The following is a 16,685-nucleotide window of genomic DNA, read 5'->3' as shown; positions in this document are numbered from 1 at the left end:
GTCATGCGAAAGATCGTCGTCACCCTAAATGCCAGGCTCCGGGACGCCATGATTCCTCAGAGTTGATGACGAAAAGATGGGCGTTTTCGCCCAATCGCGAAGATCACGACCTCAGGCGGTTCGCCGCCGACTCCGCCATCGCGTCAGCGAGGCTCATGCCCCACTGCCTGCTGCAATAGTCGCGGAAATCGAAGCAGGGCAGGCCGGGGCAGACTTCGAACTCGATCAGATGGATGGTGTCGTTAGCCTCGACCCTGAGATCGATAGAGAAGACGTCCCTCAGGCCAAGCCCGGCGATCAGCTTTTGCGCCACGGCGCGGATTGCCCGATCGGCCGCCGGCTGGCTGGCGGCGACCGGCTCTAGCTCCGGCTCGGCATAGGTTCCGGCATTGCGGGCCGCCTGACCGGTGTCGCCATAAAGCGCCATCGAGTCGGCCATGGTCTGGAAGTCGCCGCCCGAATCGACGAAGGCGACGCCAAGCGCCTCGACGCCGGCTTCCGGCTTCAGGCCGAGGAAGCTTGCCCGCGCATTGCGGCCGGCGACATAGGGCTGGACGACGACATCGTCGCGATAATGGGCAAAGACACGCCGGCTAAGCTCCAGCGCGTGACCGAGTTCGGTGATGCGCGAATCCGGCCAGATGCCGATCTTGGCGCCGAGCCGATTGGGTTTGACGAACCAGCCGGCAGGCGAGGCGGGAGGCTCGACCAGCCACGCGCCGTTGCGCGCCAGGCCGGCAGCCGGCACCGGCAGGCCGAGTGCTGAGAGCACGGCGCCGGATCGGAACTTGTCTTGGCAGAGCGCGAACAGCGAGTCGTCGGTGCCGAGCGTCTTCAGCCCGTTCAGCCGCGCCAGCGCGGGCGAAGCGCCGCCACGGAAATAGGCGACGCCGTCGGTCAGCGTCCAGACCAGGGTTCTGGCCGGATCGGCCTTCATCAATACAGTCGGGGCGTCGTCCAGCTCGACGGCCGTGAAGGCGAGGCCGCGCTTTTCGCAAGCGCCGGCGAGCTGGCCGAATTCGGGCGCGAGATCGGTCGACTGCGCCAGATAGGACGAGATCTCGGTGGCGCGTTCCGTCGGATAGCCATCGGCGACGAGCCGATCGAAACAAGCCTTTTCCGGCTCGTGGACAAGGATCAGCGTCGGCTGGCTGTTCGGCATGGATAGGCTGCTCCGGCAAATCAGCCGCTACCATCGCATGGCCATCGCAAGCGGCTTGCGGGAAACCGACCGGGCCGGGCGATAATCCGCAAGCCGCTCAGGCGATCAGCACGCGCGGCTCGAAGCGGCCCCTGACGGACAAGCCGAGCAGGAAGGTCATGCCAGCTTGGGGGTCCAGCGCGCGCTGCTTGTCGTCCTTGCCCTTCCAGGCCGACGTCACCGCGATGCGGTCGCCCTTGCGGCCGATAAAGGCGGGGCAAGAGGGCTGCGTCACCGGCATCGGAACCTCGCGCAGCAACGTGCCGTCCGGCGAATAGGCCTTCACAGCCCTACCGCCCCAGACCGCGTTCCAGACCACGCCGTCGCGGTCGACGACGGAGCCGTCGACATAGCCCTTGAAGGAGCGATGGTCGACGAACACTTTCGGCTCGCCTGTCGGCAGCCCGGTCGCCGGGTCGCAGGCGACGCGCATCAGAAGCCCGGTCGAAGTGTCGGTGTAGTAGGCGATCGCTCCGTCCTCGGAAAAGCAGATCGAGTTGGAGACGGTGATGTTCGAAAACAGCCGGCGAAGCTCGCCCTTGAAGAACCAGTAGATCGCGCCGGCGTCCTTCGCCTCGCCCTTGCCCATCGTGCCAGTCCAGAAGGCGCCGCAGGGGTGGACGCGGGAATCGTTGGAGCGGGTCGCCGGATTGTCGGCTTCGATCGGCGTGTGCAGCGTCAGCTTGCCGGTCTTGACGTCCCTGACCTGCAGGCCAACCTCCGTGGCGATCAGCTGGCGGGCATCGTCGATGATTGCGATGGCGCTGGCCATCACCCCGAGATCATGGATTTTCAGCGCGCCGGCTAGCGGCTTTTCCAAGAGCTTGCCGTTGACGATGTCGAACCAGAACAGCGTGTCGGTGGCGGGATCGTAGCTCGGGCCCTCGCCGAGCTCGCAGATGTGGTCGCTGAGAACCGAAACGCTGTCCATCATTCCCCTCCGAAGGCTTCGTCCCAGGCGGCGACCGCGGCGCGGGCGCGCTGCGCCACCTCCTCGACGCCGGCGCCCGGCTTGTAGAGGCTCGATCCCAGACCGAACACGCTGACGCCGACCGCCTTGTAGCCGGCAAAATCCTTGTCTGAAACGCCGCCGACGGCGCCGATCAGCGTTGTCGCCGGCAGCACGGCGCGAATTGCCGAAATACCGGCGGCGCCGAGCACGCTTGCCGGAAAGAATTTCAGCGCCGAGGCGCCAAGCTTTATGGCCTGGAAGGCTTCGGTCGGCGTGAACACGCCGGGCATCGTCACCATTCCGTGGTGCATCGCGCGACCCATGACCTCGGCATCGATGTTGGGGCTGACCAGCAGCCGGCCGCCGGCCTTGTGCAGGGCGTCGACATCGGCGGCCGTCAGCACCGTACCGGCGCCGACCAATGCGGTCTCAGGCAAGGCCTCAACGATGCTGGCGATAGAGACAAACGGTTCCGGCGAGTTCAACGGCACTTCGATCGCCTCGATGCCGGCGTCATGAACCGCCTTGCCGATCAGCACCGCCTCGCCGGGCTTCAGCCCGCGCAGGATGGCGACGAGGCCGCGCTTCAATTTCGGAAAGGGCGCTGTCTGCGTCACGCGACACCTCCAATCATGCCGTTCTCGCGCGCGGCCTCGACAAGCCCGGCGCGCACCGCTTCATCCGCGTCGACGATCCGGTAGGCAAGACCGGCAAAGCCGAGAGCGGCGCCATAAAGTGCGGCCAGCGCACCGGAGGCGATCAGCACCACTGGCGCCTCGCTGACGCCGTAGCGGCGCTTGGCCGAAGCGATCTCGCCGCCGATGAGCAGCCCGGACAGGCACGCCGCCGCTTCGTCGGACTTCAAGTCCTGCAGCAGGCCGGCGGCACGGATCGCGAACAGTTTCGAGGTGACGTCGCCGCCTTCGCCCAGCGCTTGGCTGCACCACTGGCGGAAGAAAGGATTGTCCGCGCCGACGGTTGCCGGATGCTCACCCAGCGAATGTTTCAGGATCGAATGCGCGGCCAGCACGGAAAACAATTCGCCTGTCGGCCAGGTGCCGAAGCCGGCGACCGCGCCGTCCTCGACCGCGACCCATTTGGAATGCGTGCCAGGCATGCAGACGAGGTGACGGCCCTTTGCCGGCAAACCGGCGCCGGCAAGCTGCGTTTCCTCGCCGCGCATGACATCCGGCGCGTCGGCCAGGCGCTGGGCGAGGCCCGGAACAATGCGGATTTCGCGGCTCGAGCCCTCGATACGCGCCGCGCCGGCAAGGATGGCGCCGATCGGTGCCGGCACCGTGACGTAGGGCGCCTCGATCCAGCCCTGGCGCGAGCCCGCCATGCCGCAGATGATGACGGGCAAGGCTTCCGGCGCGCCCATGGCGGCGAGATGGCCTTCCAGCACCTTCGCAAAACCTTTTTCGCGCGCGGTGATCAGCCCGTCGTCGCCGCGCCGCTCGGCGAGCACCGTGCCGGCGCCGTCGAGCAACCAGGCCCGCAGCCTTGTCGTGCCCCAGTCGAGGGCGGCGACCGCAGGCGCGCCGCTCACAGGACGCCTCCGTCGACGATCAGCATTTGGGCCGTCAGCATGCGCGAGGCATCCGATGCCAGGAACAGCACGGTGCCGACGATGTCGTCGGGCTGCATGATCTCCTTGATGCATTGCTTGGCGACATGGGCGGCAAGCGCTTTCTCGGTGACCCAAAGCTCCCGCTGGCGCTCGGTGATGACCCAGCCGGGTGCCACCGCGTTGACGCGGATGCCGTCGGCGCCGAGCTTGCCGGCAAGGCCCTTGGTGAGGCCGAGTATGCCGGCCTTGGCGGCGGTGTAGGCCGGCATGTCCGGATGGTTGATGAGATAGGACGTCGAGGTGAAATTGATGATCGAGCCGCCGCCGGCGCGCTTCATGCCCGGCGCCACCGCCTGCGCGGTGAAGAAGTGCGGCCGCAGGTTGATCGCCAGATTGTTGTCCCAGAACTCGACCGTGACGTCCTTCACCTCATGGCGGTCGTCGAGCGCGGCGTTGTTGACCAGCGCCGTGATATCGCCATGCGCTTCCGCCGCCTTTGCCACGGCGGCACGCAGGGCCTCGACGTCGCGCAGGTCGGTCTTGAGATAGAGCGGGCGCCGGCCGAGCTCCTTTTCCAGGCGGTCGGCAAGCGCCGTGCTGGGCTTGTCGGCGATATCGATGAAAGCGACACTGGCACCCTGCCGCATGAAGCCCTCGGTCAGCGCTGCGCCGATGCCGGAACCGCCGCCGGTGATCAACACCGAGGCGCCGTCGAGGTCGGCGAAACGCGCCGATGGCATCATGATTTCTTTCTCCCTTTGGCCGGCGCGCATCCTAGCCATGCCGGCCCCGGGGGCAAGGGAGAAACGGCGGATTCAGTCGCTTATGTCTGACAAAATAAGGCGCTCCCCCTCACCCAGCCTCCGCTTCGCTCGGCTGACCTCTCCCCGAGGGGAGAGGAGATTGCCGGCGTTTGGCGCCAGTCTCTTCTCCCCAACGGGGAGAAGGTGGCCGCGAAGCGGCCGGATGAGGGGGCCGGGTGGGGGTAGTCAGATCGCCTTGGCGCGCAGCGCGCCGCGATAGGAATCGCGGAGATAACCGAGCGTGGCGTCGGCATCGACCGGCTTGCCGAACAGGTAGCCCTGCCCGCCGGCGCAGCCGAACTGGACGAGGCGGTCGGCCTGCGCTTCCTCCTCGATGCCTTCGGCCACCACGTCCATGCCAAGCCCCTCGCACATGGCGAGAATGGCGCGGATGATATGCTCCGACGGCCGGTCGTCGAGGATGGAGGAGACGAAGGCGCGGTCGATCTTCAGCTTGTCGAAATGGAATTCGCGCAGACGCCCGAGCGAGGACTGGCCGGTGCCGAAATCGTCAAGCGAGACGCGGATGCCGACCCGGCGCAGGTCCCCGACGATCTTTTCGGCCGAAGCCGGATCGGTCATCAGGCCGGTTTCGGTGATCTCGATCTCCAGCCGGCGCGGATCGAAACCGGTGCGCTCGAGGATGGCGAGAATGTGCAGGCCGGTGTTCTGGTCGACCAGCTGCGACGGTGACAGATTGAAGGACAGGAACAAATCCTTCGGCCAGCTGCGCGCCGCCTCGGTCGCCTTGCGCAGCACGAGCTGCGACAACGGGCCGATGATGCCGCGCTCCTCGGCGATGGGAATGAAGACGCTCGGCGGCACCATGCCGAGATCGCGGTCGGTCCAGCGGGCCAGCGTCTCGAAGCCGATGGTGCGGCGGCTGTTGAGGTCGACGATGGGCTGGAAATGCGGCTCGACCTCGCCGGCCGAGACGGCGCGGCGCAGCGCCTGCTCGATGCGGGTGACGCGCTTGGCGGCCTCCTCCATCTCGCGGGTATAGACGACGACGCGGCCGCGGCCCGAACGCTTGGCGTGGTAGAGCGCGGTTTCGGCCTTGTTGATCAGGATCTCGGTGGTCTCGTCGCCGGAATAGAACAGCGAGCAGCCGACCGAGGCCGACAGTCTCGCGGTGCGCTCGCCGACGTCATAGGGCGCCGACAGGATCTCGATCAGCATGCGCGACTTCTCGGCCGCCTGCTCCTCGCTGAACACCATGGGATAGAGGAAGGCGAACTCGTCGGCGCCGATGCGGCAGACGGTGGAGTAGCCGTCCATCGAGGCGCGCAGCCGCATCGCCACCTGGATCAGGATGTCGTCGCCGGCCTTGTGGCCGAACAGGTCGTTGATCGGCTTGAAGCCGTCGAGGTCGAGGATGCCGACGGTGAACGGCGCAGGATCGTCGGCGCGGTCGCTGATCAGGCGATCGACCTTGTCGAAGAAGCGACGATGGTTGCCAAGTCCGGTCAGCGGATCGGTGAAGGCCAGATCCGTGTTTTCCTTGCCTGGCTGCCCGGTGCCAAACGTCGTTTGCATCATGTCCCTGTTGTGATGGCGGTATTTATCCTCAGACTGGCAGCAAAGCGTTTAGGAAAAGTATCGGAAAAATCGATTTTCCCGATAACCCCAAAAATGGGCCGTGCTCCGGTTAGCCGGCTTGCCTGACACGATGGAGCTCGACAGGCTTCCCATGCTTTCGGCGACAGGCTCGAGCCAGTCGAAGGGGATCGGCTTAAACCTGGCCTTAACGGCTTCATTAAATAGTAAAGCGGCCCGGAGGCGCCGGCATTGGGGCCGGCATCGGCGCGGCCGGAGGGCCGGGCACCGGAGACAGACATGCCGCACGAAGTCCGCAACGAGCCGGCGATCGCCGTGCTGCTGCCTTGCCACAATGAGGAGCTGACGGTCGGCGAGGTCGTGCGGCGCTTTCGCGAAACGCTGCCGTCCGCGACGATCTATGTCTACGACAACAATTCGAAGGACCTGACCGCGCTCAGGGCCCGGGCGGCCGGCGCCGTCGTCGTGCGCGAACCGCGCCAGGGCAAGGGCAATGTGGTGCGCCGCATGTTCGCCGACATCGAGGCCGACATCTATGTGATGGCCGACGGCGACGGCACCTATGCGCCGGAAGATGCGCCGCAGCTGATCAACACGCTTTTGACCGAGCGCTGCGACATGGTGGTGGGCACCAGGCGCGGCGTGACCGACGATGCCGGCCGCTCCGGCCACGCCTTCGGCAACCGCGTTTTCAACCGCCTCTACACGGGCCTGTTCGGCACCGATTTCACCGATATCTTTTCCGGCTACCGGGTCTTTTCGCGTCGCTTCGTCAAGAGCTTCCCCGCGGTTTCAGGCGGCTTCGAGATCGAGACCGAGATGTCGGTCCATGCCTCGCAGCTCAAGCTGCCGGTGAACGAGATGGCGCTCGACTACGGCCGCCGGCCGGAAGGCTCGTCGTCGAAGCTGTCGACCTTCAGAGACGGCGCCAGGATCCTGTGGATGTTCGCCATGCTGGTGAAGGAGACGCAGCCGCTGCGCTTCTTCGGCACGTTCGCGCTGTTCTTCCTGGCGGCCAGCATCGGGCTGATGATCCCGCTGCTGATCGAGTTCGCCGAGACTGGACTTGTTCCGCGCATGCCGACCTGGGTGCTGTCCGTAGGCCTGATCCTCTTGTCCATGCTGGCGATGGTGACCGGGCTGATCCTCGATTCGGTGTCGCGCGGCCGCGCCGAACAGAAGCGCATCTTCTACCTTTCGATCCCTGCCGGCCGTATCGAGCGGCGCGCCGGCGTCAACGGGGAGGTTTCCCCGAAGCAGGGCAAGGCCTCGCGGGCGGCCTGATGGGCCGGCTTACCCGCTTCGTCCTTGCCGGCGGCATCGGCTTCGTCGCAGATGCGGCGGCACTTTGGCTGCTGCTCTCCGTCACGCCGCTCGGCCCGCTTCCGGCGCGCGTGCTTTCGATCGGCTTCGCGCTCACCGTCACCTGGCAGATCAACCGCCATCTGACCTTCGCGCCGTCGACCCGGGGCATCACGCGAGAAGGCGCACGCTATGGCGGCGTCGGCGTCGCCACCAGCATCGTCAACTATATCGTCTACTGCGCCATCCTGTTTGCGCTGCCTTCCCTGCCGCCGCTGGCGGCGCTGGCGGTCGCCTCGGCCGTCGCCATGGCGCTGTCGTTCCTCGGCTATTCCCGGCTGGTCTTCGACCGGTAATCTCTGGCCAATTGGCAGAAGCCTTCGAGTTCCTTATATCGGCGACAGAGATCGTGCCGGAGACTCGCATGCCCCTGAAAATCGCCGTCCAGATGGACCATGTCTCCACCGTGTCGATCGCCGGCGACACCTCTTTCGCGCTGTCGCTGGAAGCGCAGCGGCGCGGCCACAAGCTCTTCCACTACACGCCCGACCGGCTGTCGATGCGTGACGGCAAGGTGTTCGCCCACGTCGAGGAGATGCAGGTGCGCGACGAGAAGGGCAGCCATTATTCGCTGGGCGAGAAGGTGCGCACCGACCTTTCGGAGATGGACGTGGTGCTGCTGCGCCAGGATCCGCCCTTCGACATGAACTACATCACCACCACGCATATCCTGGAGCGCATCCACCCGAAGACGCTGGTGGTCAACGACCCGGCCTGGGTGCGCAACAGCCCGGAAAAGATCTTCGTCACCGAATTCCCGGACCTGATGCCGGAAACGCTGATCACCAAGGATCCCCAGGAGGTGGCCGCCTTCCGCAAGGAGTTCGGCGACATCATCGTCAAGCCGCTCTACGGCAATGGCGGCGCCGGCATCTTCCATCTGCACGAGGCCGACCGGAATCTGGCCTCGCTGCTCGAAATGTTCGGCCAGCTGTTCCGCGAGCCCTATATCGTGCAGCGCTACCTCAAGGACGTGCGCAAGGGCGACAAGCGCATCATCCTGATCGACGGCGAACCTGTCGGCGCCATCAACCGCGTGCCGGCCGAGCACGATTCGCGCTCCAACATGCATGTCGGCGGCCGCGCCGAGAAGACCGAGCTGACTGAGCGCGAGCGCGAGATCTGCGCCCGCATCGGCCCGGCGCTAAGGGAGCGCGGCTTCATCCTCGTCGGCATCGACGTGATCGGCGACTGGATGACCGAGATCAACGTCACCTCGCCGACCGGCATTCGCGAGGTGCAGCGCTTCGGCGGGGCGGATATTGCCGCCCTGTTCTGGGATTGCGTCGAGGGGAAGCGGGGGTAGGCCCTTCTTGGATAGGCCCGCTGGGGCGCCATACTATGGCTTCCATAGTCCCAGCAGCCACGTGAAGAAGGTGACTATCAATGCCAGCTTCGCAATACGCTCAACGACTTTTGTGAGCGTTATCTCAAGTAAGAAATGAACTATTTGGGTGCAATACTCAAATCTTGGAAAATAGAACGAGACGCCGTTAGGATTTTTTGTGTCTGGGTTCTCACTCCTCGCCCAGGCGTGATAGTCGGAGACGATATGCACCTCGTCTCTCTCGTTTCTGGTGCCTATGCTCACGGAACCACCCCTCCCGTTTGAAATGCTGGTCATTTCGCAGGACCCTGTTGGCGGGATCCTACTCGCGGGGCAAGATTTGTCATTTACGAAATAGCACTCTGACAGTTGGTCGCCGACCCGTGAACGGCGATGCCGGGGCAGCGGTTGCCCGCGATCCCGCACCGTCGATACCGAAGCTCCGGTAAGCTTTTTGTCGGATCGGCTGGAACGTCGCGAATCAAATGTTCCTGTAATGTTCTTGCCCTGGGCGAAAATCTATGGTTGTATAGCCTGACTTCGCTCGCGGCCTGATGGCAGCGCCGCAGGCGAACCAGATCTGAGCAATGTTCTGGCCTAAGGGCCGTCGTGTCTTTGACCGGGACGTAACCACCAGGTGGCGTCAAATGGATTTTGGGGTTGGATCATGTATTAGTTGGCATTAATATGATGGCGACAATCGGCTGCAATTGCGTTCGACTTCGCCGCCCATCTTCATTTTGCAGGGATAGATGGGGCATCTTATATTATGGGGTACTTTACTAAGCGCAGCGCTGATCTGGTTACATACCGAAGTTGGGAGGCCACGGGTCACTCGAACTCTCGGAAAATGAGAGTTCTTGTACTCAAGCTGGATCACGTGGGCGACTTCTGGATGGCGCTGGGCCCGCTTAAAGAACTGCGCCGACGGTTCTCTCACGCCCATATCACGCTTGCCGTCGGAAGCTGGAATATCGAAACCGCAAGGGAATTCGGGCTCGCCGACGACTACATTGCTTTCAATTTCTTCTCTCGCAATCCGGCGCAGGCCGAAAGGCGGGAGGAAGCGGCCAGCATTGGGCAGATGCTGACCGGCGATTTTGACCTCGCCATCGACATGCGCGTTCCAGATGAGACGAGGCCTGTCTTGCTCGCCGTCCCCGCGCGACATAGGGCGGCGATAGTCGACCGGTACGGCATGGACGGGATCGACATTGCGATCGCTCCATTCAATTTGAAATTGCGCAGAACCATCCTCTATAAGCTCGCCCAGAAGATGGGAATCGCGGACAGAATCCCCAGGCGGTGGCTTGATTGGTTCACCGACCGCGACCAGATGCGTCTTCAGCATGTGACGGAAATCCTCTCATTCCTTGTGGCCAAGACCGCTGCCTATTTCGACAGCGAGAACGAAGCCGACAAACACGCGACGATAAAGGGAGCACCGATCGTGATGGCCCCCTTTTCGAACTCTGCCTTAAGGGATTGGCCTGCCGAGTATTTTGGCCAACTCGCCGCCGCGCTGGCCAAGCGCGGCGACGTGATCGTCGTCGGCCGGAGCGAAAACCGGGCAGCGATCGAGAAGGTCGTGAAAATCGCCGGCGATCTGGGGGCCGCCCGGGTTGGCATTGCCGTCGACCTCCCGGAACTGGAGTTCAATCGGCTCATAAGGTCGGCCGCGCTGGTGGTCTCGAACAACTCGGGCACGGGGCATGTTGCCGCTCAGCTCGGCCGCCCGACCGTGGGCATTTTCACTGCATCACACCTGCCGGAAATCTGGGGCTTTCAAGGCCCGGTGGTCAGCATGCTCATGAGTTCCATCGAATGCCGTGGATGCGGCTTGGACCAAGTCCACCGATGCCCAGTCGGGGTCCGCTGCAAGTTCGACATCAAGCCGGATCGCGTGCTGGTAGAAATAAATCTGATGACGAACTACTTGAGGAGCAATCCGTCAACCTGCAGCCTTTGACCGTGAGCGCTCCCGGTGCGCTGTCCACTACAGCAGGATCCAGCTGCCCGCTTCCTGGGGATCGCCGCCAGAAGCGGCCTAGGCCCGCAAGGATTTCAACATCCTGGCACCACGCAGCCTGATAGCAGTCAGACTTTGCCGGCATCAAAGGCCAGGAGAGCGCCAAGCCGGTACTGGAAGTAGTGGCGGCCGGCGGCCACAACCTCCTGTCCGCTGAGCGCCACCAGCCGGATCGCGTCATTCTCGTCGGGTGTGGCCCTGTCTGTTCGCCTCCCGTCACGAGGCAATCCCGGACATCCGAGTTCACCGTTGGTGATGCACATCGCAGCGACAGCAAGCACCTTTACGCTTGCCTTGAAGGCGTCCTATTTTGCAGGGTAGTAGCGGCTCGTGGGCACAGAATGTCGGTACTGCCTTTCTTAAGAATTTACGCGCCGCTCAACGCGGTGCTGGCTGCGCCTGGGCTTCTGGCGGTGGCTGCGCTCACGATACCGGACCTGTCCGGACGAAGCAGACTGGCTCTGACTGCCCTGCTCGCGGTCATTTGGGGCGCCTATCTTCTCCAGTTGGCCACGACCTTGCTCAGGCGCCGGGCGGGAGACGTTCGGGACAGGACGCCGGCAATCGCCATCGATGTGCTCGCGGTCTTGGTTCCACTCGCCGCATTTCTGCTTGTCGGCACGCCCGACCGGAGCCTCTACTGTGCGGTCTGGCTGCTGAAACCGCTGCGCGACTCGACGTTCTTCCCGGTGCTGGGCAGGGTGCTGGCCAACGAAGCGCGCAACCTGATCGGCGTCACCACGCTCTTCGGCGTCGTTCTGTTCGGTGTCGCGCTCGTGGCCTATGTCATCGAGCGCGACATCCAACCGGAAAAGTTCGGCAGCATCCCCCTGGCAATGTGGTGGGCGGTGGTCACGCTGTCCACCACCGGCTATGGCGACGCTATTCCGCAAAGCTTCGCCGGCCGCGTCCTTTCCGGGGCGGTCATGATGAGCGGCATCGGCATCTTCGCGCTCTGGGCAGGCATTCTTGCCACCGGTTTCTATCAGGAAGTCCGTCGCGGGGATTTCGTGCGTAATTGGCAATTGGTCGCCGCCGTGCCGTTGTTTCAGAAACTCGGCCCGGCCGTGCTGGTCGAGATCGTGCGCGCGTTAAGACCTCGCATGGTGCCGGCGGGCGCCGTGATCTGCCGCCATGGCGAGCCCGGTGATCGGATGTACTTCGTCGTGGAGGGGCGCGTCAGCGTCGCGACGCCGAACCCGGTGGAGCTTGGCCCTGGCGCCTTCTTCGGCGAGATGGCGCTGATCACCGGCGAACCGCGTATGGCGACCGTCAGCGCCGCAACGGCGGTCTCACTCCTGTCGCTGCACTCGGCGGATTTCCAGATGCTGTGCAGCAGCAGCCCGGAGATCGCGGAAATCATCCGCAAGACCGCGCTCGAGCGGCGCGGCGCGGCGCCGACGGCTTGACCGTACCAGGTGTGCAGCCCCGGACCGTAATGGTCATCTCGGGCCCAAGATCGTTGCCGGACGGCGCCCCTTCTGTTCCCGTAATGTTCTTGCCTAAATCCGAAATCTATGGTTGTCTCGGGGTAACATCACCCGCGGTCCGACCAGAGGCCGAGGTGAGCCGGCATCCGGGGGCGCGGGAAACATGGTGGCGCGGGTTCGTACGGTCGCTTTCCAGGGCATCGAGGCCGTGCCGGTCGATGTCCAAGTGATGATCGCGCCGGGCAAGGTCGGCATGCAGATCGTCGGCCTGCCGGACAAGGCGGTGGCCGAAAGCCGCGAGCGGGTGCAGGCAGCGCTGCATGCGTCCGGCCTGTCGATGCCGTCGAAGAAGGTGACGGTGAACCTCGCGCCGGCCGACCTGCCGAAGGAAGGCAGCCATTACGACCTGCCGATCGCGCTTGGATTGATGGCGGCGCTCGGCGCCATTCCGGGCGACATGCTGGCCGGCTATGTCGTGCTCGGCGAATTGTCGCTCGACGGCACCATCGCAGCGGTGGCCGGCGCGCTGCCGGCGGCGATCGGCGCCAATGCCGAAGGCAAGGGCCTGATCTGCCCCTTCGCCTGCGGGCCGGAGGCGGCCTGGGCCGGCAAGGATTTCGATATCCTGGCGCCGCGCAGCCTGATCGCCATCGCCAACCATTTTCGCGGGACACAGGTGCTGTCGCGGCCCGAGGCCGGCATCCAGCTCGCGGCGCGCGACCTGCCGGACCTTGCCGACATCAAGGGCCAGGAGAGCGCCAAGCGGGCGCTGGAAGTGGCGGCAGGCGGCCACAACCTTCTGATGGTGTGTCCAATTAAACGAGCGATAAAGGGCCGAAACGGATTTTGCGACCCCATTGTCATACCGGAGCGTGGGTTAGAGCGGCCTCAAATCAATGAGTTGTCGAGACAGCTGCTCAGCAACAGCACGGAGAAGCAGGCGACGATCATGACGGCGAAGGGAGACACTCAACCCCGAGCATTCGAGGACCGAGAGCATCGATGCAGTACTGCCATGTCCGCAATGCCCCAGCGAACGGACGTAGGGCGGATATTTCAGAAACGACGCGTATGACCCATCTCGGAAGTCGGGCCGGATAGACTCTAGGCCAGGGTACCAATACAATCCCAAGTGCCCGGCTTTCTGAAAGTATTCAACCCACATGGCCGAGATTCGAACCCAACGCCGCCTTGCTGCAATTTTGGCAGCCGATGTTGTTGGTTATTCCCGCCTGATGGAACGCGATGAGGCTGGCACACTAGCCGCATTGAAATCACGTCGGCAGGCCGTGTTGTCTCCATTGGTCGTCCAGCACAATGGTCGCGTAGTCAAACTTATGGGCGATGGTGTGCTAGTCGAGTTCGCCAGTGCAGTTGATGCGGTACAATGCGCGGTTGAACTACAAAGGGGATTCACTGCTGCCAACGAAGGTATTCCCGAAGCCTCGCACATCGTCCTGCGTATCGGCATCAATCTGGGCGACGTCATCGTCGAGGGCAGTGATCTCTATGGCGACGGTGTCAACGTGGCCGCCCGGCTGGAGGGACTGGCTGAGCCCGGCGGCATCTACGTCTCCGCCACCGTGCACGATCATGTCACAGGCAAGCTGGCATTGGCGTTCGACGATCTGGGCGAGCACACACTCAAGAACATCGCGAAGCCAGTGCGGGTTTATCGCGCCGGAACAGGCGGGACCGGCAGACGTGCGGCGCAACCGGCGGCTGCACTCCCGAAAAAACCCTCGATTGCGGTTCTGCCCTTTGCGAATATGAGCGGCGATCCCGAGCAGGAGTACTTTTCCGACGGCATCACCGAGGACATTATCACCGACCTTTCGAAAGCGTCTGGACTCTCCGTCGTCGCGCGCAATACCGTCTTTACCTTCAAGGGCAAGGCGGTATTGATCGAGGAGGTGGCGAAGAAGCTGAATGTCGCCTATGTCCTGGAAGGAAGTGTACGCAAGGCTGGAGGGCGAGTGCGTATCACGGCTCAGCTAATCAATGGTCGCGGCGGTGACCATATCTGGGCTGAGCGGTATGACCGGACGCTGGACGATATCTTTGCCCTTCAGGACGAGATATCCAAAAGCATTGTCGACGTGCTCAAAGTGAAGCTGTTGCCCGAAGAACTGGCGACAATTATAAATCGCTCGACCGACAACCCAGAGGCTTACGAGACGCTGTTGATGGGCAGGTCGTTCCTCAATAGGGGAGTCGAGACCAAGTTTATCAAAACAGCGCAGCGACTGTTTGCCAGAGCTGTTGAAATTGACCCAAATTATGCGCGCGCTTATGCCGCTTTGGCTGATTGTGAGTGGCTTCTGTTGACCTGCAACGATCCCGATGCCAGCTTCGAGGCAGTCCTTTCCAACAGCACACGGGCGCTGGAACTTGAGCCAGGTCTCGCCGATGCCCACGCATCGCGTGGTGGGGCCTTGTTCGTAAGTGGCCGGTATGCCGAGGCGGAAGTGGAGTTCGAGCGAGCTTTAGAGTTAGACGCCAGTTCTTCCGATACCTATTTCTCTTACGGCCGGAATTGTTTCATTCAAGGTCAATACGAGAAAGCTGCCGCTCTGTACCAGCGTGCCGCATCGTTGTCACCCGATGACTATCGGGTCTGGACCAATCTAGTGATGGTCTATGTTTCACTTGGCCGCAGCGTCGACGCCAAGGAAGCAGCAAGGCAAGGTGTGCTGGGAGTGGAAAAGGAAGTCAAAGCGCACCCCGACAATGCCACCGCGCTATGTTACGGCGCCACAATGCTGGCGGAAATTGGCGAGATTGAACGCGCGCTGTCGTGGGCCTCCCGTGCTGAAATGTTCGCCGGAGACAACATTGCGGTTCAGTACAACATAGGCTGTTTTTATGCAAAGCTGGGCAAGACGGAGCAGGCTATCGATTGCCTGGAACGGCAGCTAACTGCATCACATGCCTACATCATTTTGCGCGTGCCTTGGATGCGTCAGGATAGCGACCTCGATTCGCTCCGCGCTCATCCCCGTTATGTCGCGCTTGTCAATCGGATGGAGGCCCAAATAGCTGCGACTGGTGCTTCGAATATCAGTAGGCCACGAGGAGAATGAAGCAATAACCCTGAATATGAAGCCCGGAAAATGAGCTGGTTGAGGGCAGGTCCGTTCCTGGCCCTGTTGCGACATGATAAGGGGCAGAATAGGGCTGCTGAGGGCCCGGGAGCCGACGTCGAACCGGGTCAGTTTTGCCGGATACCAGCTGTGGTCGTTGGCATGGCTGGCCGAAACAAGACATACCCAGGCTAAAAACCGCAGAAACCGACACATGGTTTGGCCCCCTCATGCTCAGCCTATAGCATATTAGTAAGAACTAATCTGTTGGCTGAGGTCGCATGGCTCGGCGCAGAGGTCCGACAAAAACTGGCCGCAATCACGGTATCCGCGACCCGGCGGGTCATCCATGCTGATATAGTGCCAATTAAACGGCGCACCATGATCCGAGGGCGCATCACATGACAATTCGCGGATGCGCCAGAGGCGGAGGCTGTTGCGGCATCTCCACAGTGTTGCGCAGAAAGCACAGACTAAGGCTGTAGAGTAGGCTAAATTCAGGACCGATTTGATCTTATGTCGAACGGTCGTGGGGGCCCTCTCGAATGCGCGCTGTCATTTTTGCCATGGTTGTTTCCGCAACCGTGAGCCCGGTTCTGGCAGCCGATCTAGAGCAGCCAATCCCGGCTGAGCTGCCATATTCGTGGACGGGTTTCTACGCTGGCGTGAACGCGGGAGCCGCGTTCGACATGAGCAAGTTCGACAACACGGCAGATCCGAACCGATTTCTGCAGCCAGTTCCGAACATGAACTTCAGCGGCACCGGCTTTCTTGGCGGTGTGCACGTCGGCTACAACTATCAAATGGGCAACTATGTCGTCGGTGTCGAAGGCAGCGCCGATTTGGGAACGCTCGATGACAAGGCGAAAACGCCAGTTGCACCGCTTGGTTCCGGTTTTATAGAGCTCAAGCAGAAATGGCTTGCTTCGATCGCCGGCCGCATCGGCTACGCATATGACCGATTTCTTGTCTACGGCACGGGTGGCGTTGCCTTCACAAGCTACGGCGTCAATACGGACGACAGCTTTTTCATCGGGCACTTCACGCACAGCTACAACGATAATACGAGGGTAGGTTGGACCATCGGCGCAGGCGTCGAATACGCGATCGATCCAAAATGGACGATTGGCGTTGATTACAAATACTACGACTTCGGTTCCAAGAACTACGCTTCAAACTTTGCTCCCGCGGCCGGGCCAGGCTTTGACTTCTTCAAGGTCAAAGAGCGCGAGAGCGTCGTCACAGCTCGGCTGAGCTACAGGTTCTAAAAAACGTAAGCCTCCATCTATAGACGCGATTTTCGACGCCGCACGGGTCTATGTCGAATCCTCCGACGTCGAAGCAAAGCCGCTGTCGGTTCGCAATCCAGCC

Annotated in this window: 15 protein-coding genes and 1 pseudogene; 8 read left to right on the top strand and 8 right to left on the bottom strand. The window is 62.6% G+C overall.

Features of this window, described 5'->3' with window-relative positions; all coding sequences use genetic code 11:
* Positions 1–103: 103 nt before the first annotated feature.
* The 6 genes from RFN30_RS23335 to RFN30_RS23310 form a co-directional block, all read right to left on the bottom strand.
* A complete protein-coding gene (locus tag RFN30_RS23335; protein ID WP_320264433.1) occupies positions 104–1,162 on the bottom strand; it encodes a D-alanine--D-alanine ligase family protein in 1,059 nt (352 codons plus the stop codon).
* Positions 1,163–1,259: 97 nt separating this feature from the next.
* Complete coding sequence (locus tag RFN30_RS23330) at positions 1,260–2,132, bottom strand: SMP-30/gluconolactonase/LRE family protein (RefSeq protein ID WP_430699079.1); 873 nt, start codon at positions 2,130–2,132, stop codon at positions 1,260–1,262.
* Positions 2,132–2,770: a 2-dehydro-3-deoxy-6-phosphogalactonate aldolase gene (locus tag RFN30_RS23325; protein WP_320264431.1), complete on the bottom strand. Its 639-nt coding sequence runs from the start codon at positions 2,768–2,770 to the stop codon at positions 2,132–2,134. Before RFN30_RS23325 ends, RFN30_RS23330 begins: the two co-directional genes overlap by 1 nt.
* Positions 2,767–3,702 carry a 2-dehydro-3-deoxygalactonokinase gene (locus RFN30_RS23320; protein ID WP_320264430.1) on the bottom strand — a complete coding sequence of 312 codons (936 nt, stop codon included), beginning with the start codon at positions 3,700–3,702 and terminating at the stop codon, positions 2,767–2,769. Before RFN30_RS23320 ends, RFN30_RS23325 begins: the two co-directional genes overlap by 4 nt.
* The gene (locus RFN30_RS23315; protein WP_320264429.1) at positions 3,699–4,466 is read right to left on the bottom strand and encodes an SDR family NAD(P)-dependent oxidoreductase; all 768 of its coding nucleotides are present in this window, start codon (positions 4,464–4,466) and stop codon (positions 3,699–3,701) included. Before RFN30_RS23315 ends, RFN30_RS23320 begins: the two co-directional genes overlap by 4 nt.
* Before the next feature lie 246 nt (positions 4,467–4,712).
* The gene (locus RFN30_RS23310; protein WP_320264428.1) at positions 4,713–6,062 is read right to left on the bottom strand and encodes a putative bifunctional diguanylate cyclase/phosphodiesterase; all 1,350 of its coding nucleotides are present in this window, start codon (positions 6,060–6,062) and stop codon (positions 4,713–4,715) included.
* A gap of 300 nt (positions 6,063–6,362) precedes the next feature.
* Between RFN30_RS23310 and RFN30_RS23305 the strand changes: the two genes are divergently transcribed.
* The 3 genes from RFN30_RS23305 (at position 6,363) to gshB (ending at position 8,751) form a co-directional block, all read left to right on the top strand.
* Complete coding sequence (locus tag RFN30_RS23305) at positions 6,363–7,367, top strand: glycosyltransferase (protein WP_320264427.1); 1,005 nt, start codon at positions 6,363–6,365, stop codon at positions 7,365–7,367.
* Positions 7,367–7,741: a GtrA family protein gene (locus tag RFN30_RS23300; RefSeq protein ID WP_320264426.1), complete on the top strand. Its 375-nt coding sequence runs from the start codon at positions 7,367–7,369 to the stop codon at positions 7,739–7,741. Before RFN30_RS23305 ends, RFN30_RS23300 begins: the two co-directional genes overlap by 1 nt.
* 68 nt (positions 7,742–7,809) lie before the next feature.
* Positions 7,810–8,751 (top strand): glutathione synthase, encoded by a 942-nt coding sequence (gshB, locus tag RFN30_RS23295; RefSeq protein ID WP_320264425.1) that lies wholly within the window; start codon positions 7,810–7,812, stop codon positions 8,749–8,751.
* A gap of 33 nt (positions 8,752–8,784) precedes the next feature.
* Here the strand turns inward: gshB and RFN30_RS23290 are convergent, their stop codons facing one another.
* Positions 8,785–9,069: a hypothetical protein gene (locus tag RFN30_RS23290; protein ID WP_320264424.1), complete on the bottom strand. Its 285-nt coding sequence runs from the start codon at positions 9,067–9,069 to the stop codon at positions 8,785–8,787.
* Between the two features lie 553 nt (positions 9,070–9,622).
* Here RFN30_RS23290 and RFN30_RS23285 point away from each other — a divergent pair.
* On the top strand, positions 9,623–10,741 hold the full coding sequence (locus tag RFN30_RS23285; protein WP_320264423.1) for a glycosyltransferase family 9 protein: 1,119 nt from the start codon (positions 9,623–9,625) through the stop codon (positions 10,739–10,741).
* A 128-nt stretch (positions 10,742–10,869) separates the two neighbouring features.
* On the opposite strand, the gene RFN30_RS23280 is transcribed toward RFN30_RS23285, so the two are convergent.
* Positions 10,870–11,028 carry a hypothetical protein gene (locus RFN30_RS23280; RefSeq protein ID WP_320264441.1) on the bottom strand — a complete coding sequence of 53 codons (159 nt, stop codon included), beginning with the start codon at positions 11,026–11,028 and terminating at the stop codon, positions 10,870–10,872.
* 114 nt (positions 11,029–11,142) lie between these two features.
* Here RFN30_RS23280 and RFN30_RS23275 point away from each other — a divergent pair, with 114 nt between their 5' ends.
* The 4 genes and pseudogenes from RFN30_RS23275 (at position 11,143) to RFN30_RS23260 (ending at position 16,582) form a co-directional block, all read left to right on the top strand.
* The gene (locus RFN30_RS23275) at positions 11,143–12,210 is read left to right on the top strand and encodes a cyclic nucleotide-gated potassium channel (protein WP_320264440.1); all 1,068 of its coding nucleotides are present in this window, start codon (positions 11,143–11,145) and stop codon (positions 12,208–12,210) included.
* A gap of 184 nt (positions 12,211–12,394) precedes the next feature.
* Positions 12,395–13,045: pseudogene (locus RFN30_RS23270) on the top strand (magnesium chelatase domain-containing protein); the annotation flags it as partial.
* Between the two features lie 349 nt (positions 13,046–13,394).
* Positions 13,395–15,314, top strand: a complete 1,920-nt coding sequence (locus RFN30_RS23265; protein WP_320264422.1) for a tetratricopeptide repeat protein — start codon at positions 13,395–13,397, stop codon at positions 15,312–15,314.
* Between the two features lie 545 nt (positions 15,315–15,859).
* Entirely contained in the window at positions 15,860–16,582 is a 723-nt protein-coding gene (locus RFN30_RS23260; RefSeq protein WP_320264421.1) for an outer membrane protein, read from the top strand.
* Positions 16,583–16,685: the final 103 nt, after the last annotated feature.

It is taken from the genome of Mesorhizobium dulcispinae (assembly GCF_033977345.1).
Taxonomy (GTDB): Bacteria; Pseudomonadota; Alphaproteobacteria; order Rhizobiales; family Rhizobiaceae; genus Mesorhizobium; species Mesorhizobium dulcispinae.
The sequence above is the reverse complement of the archived record's forward strand: the minus strand, read 5'-3'. Positions and strand labels throughout refer to the sequence as shown.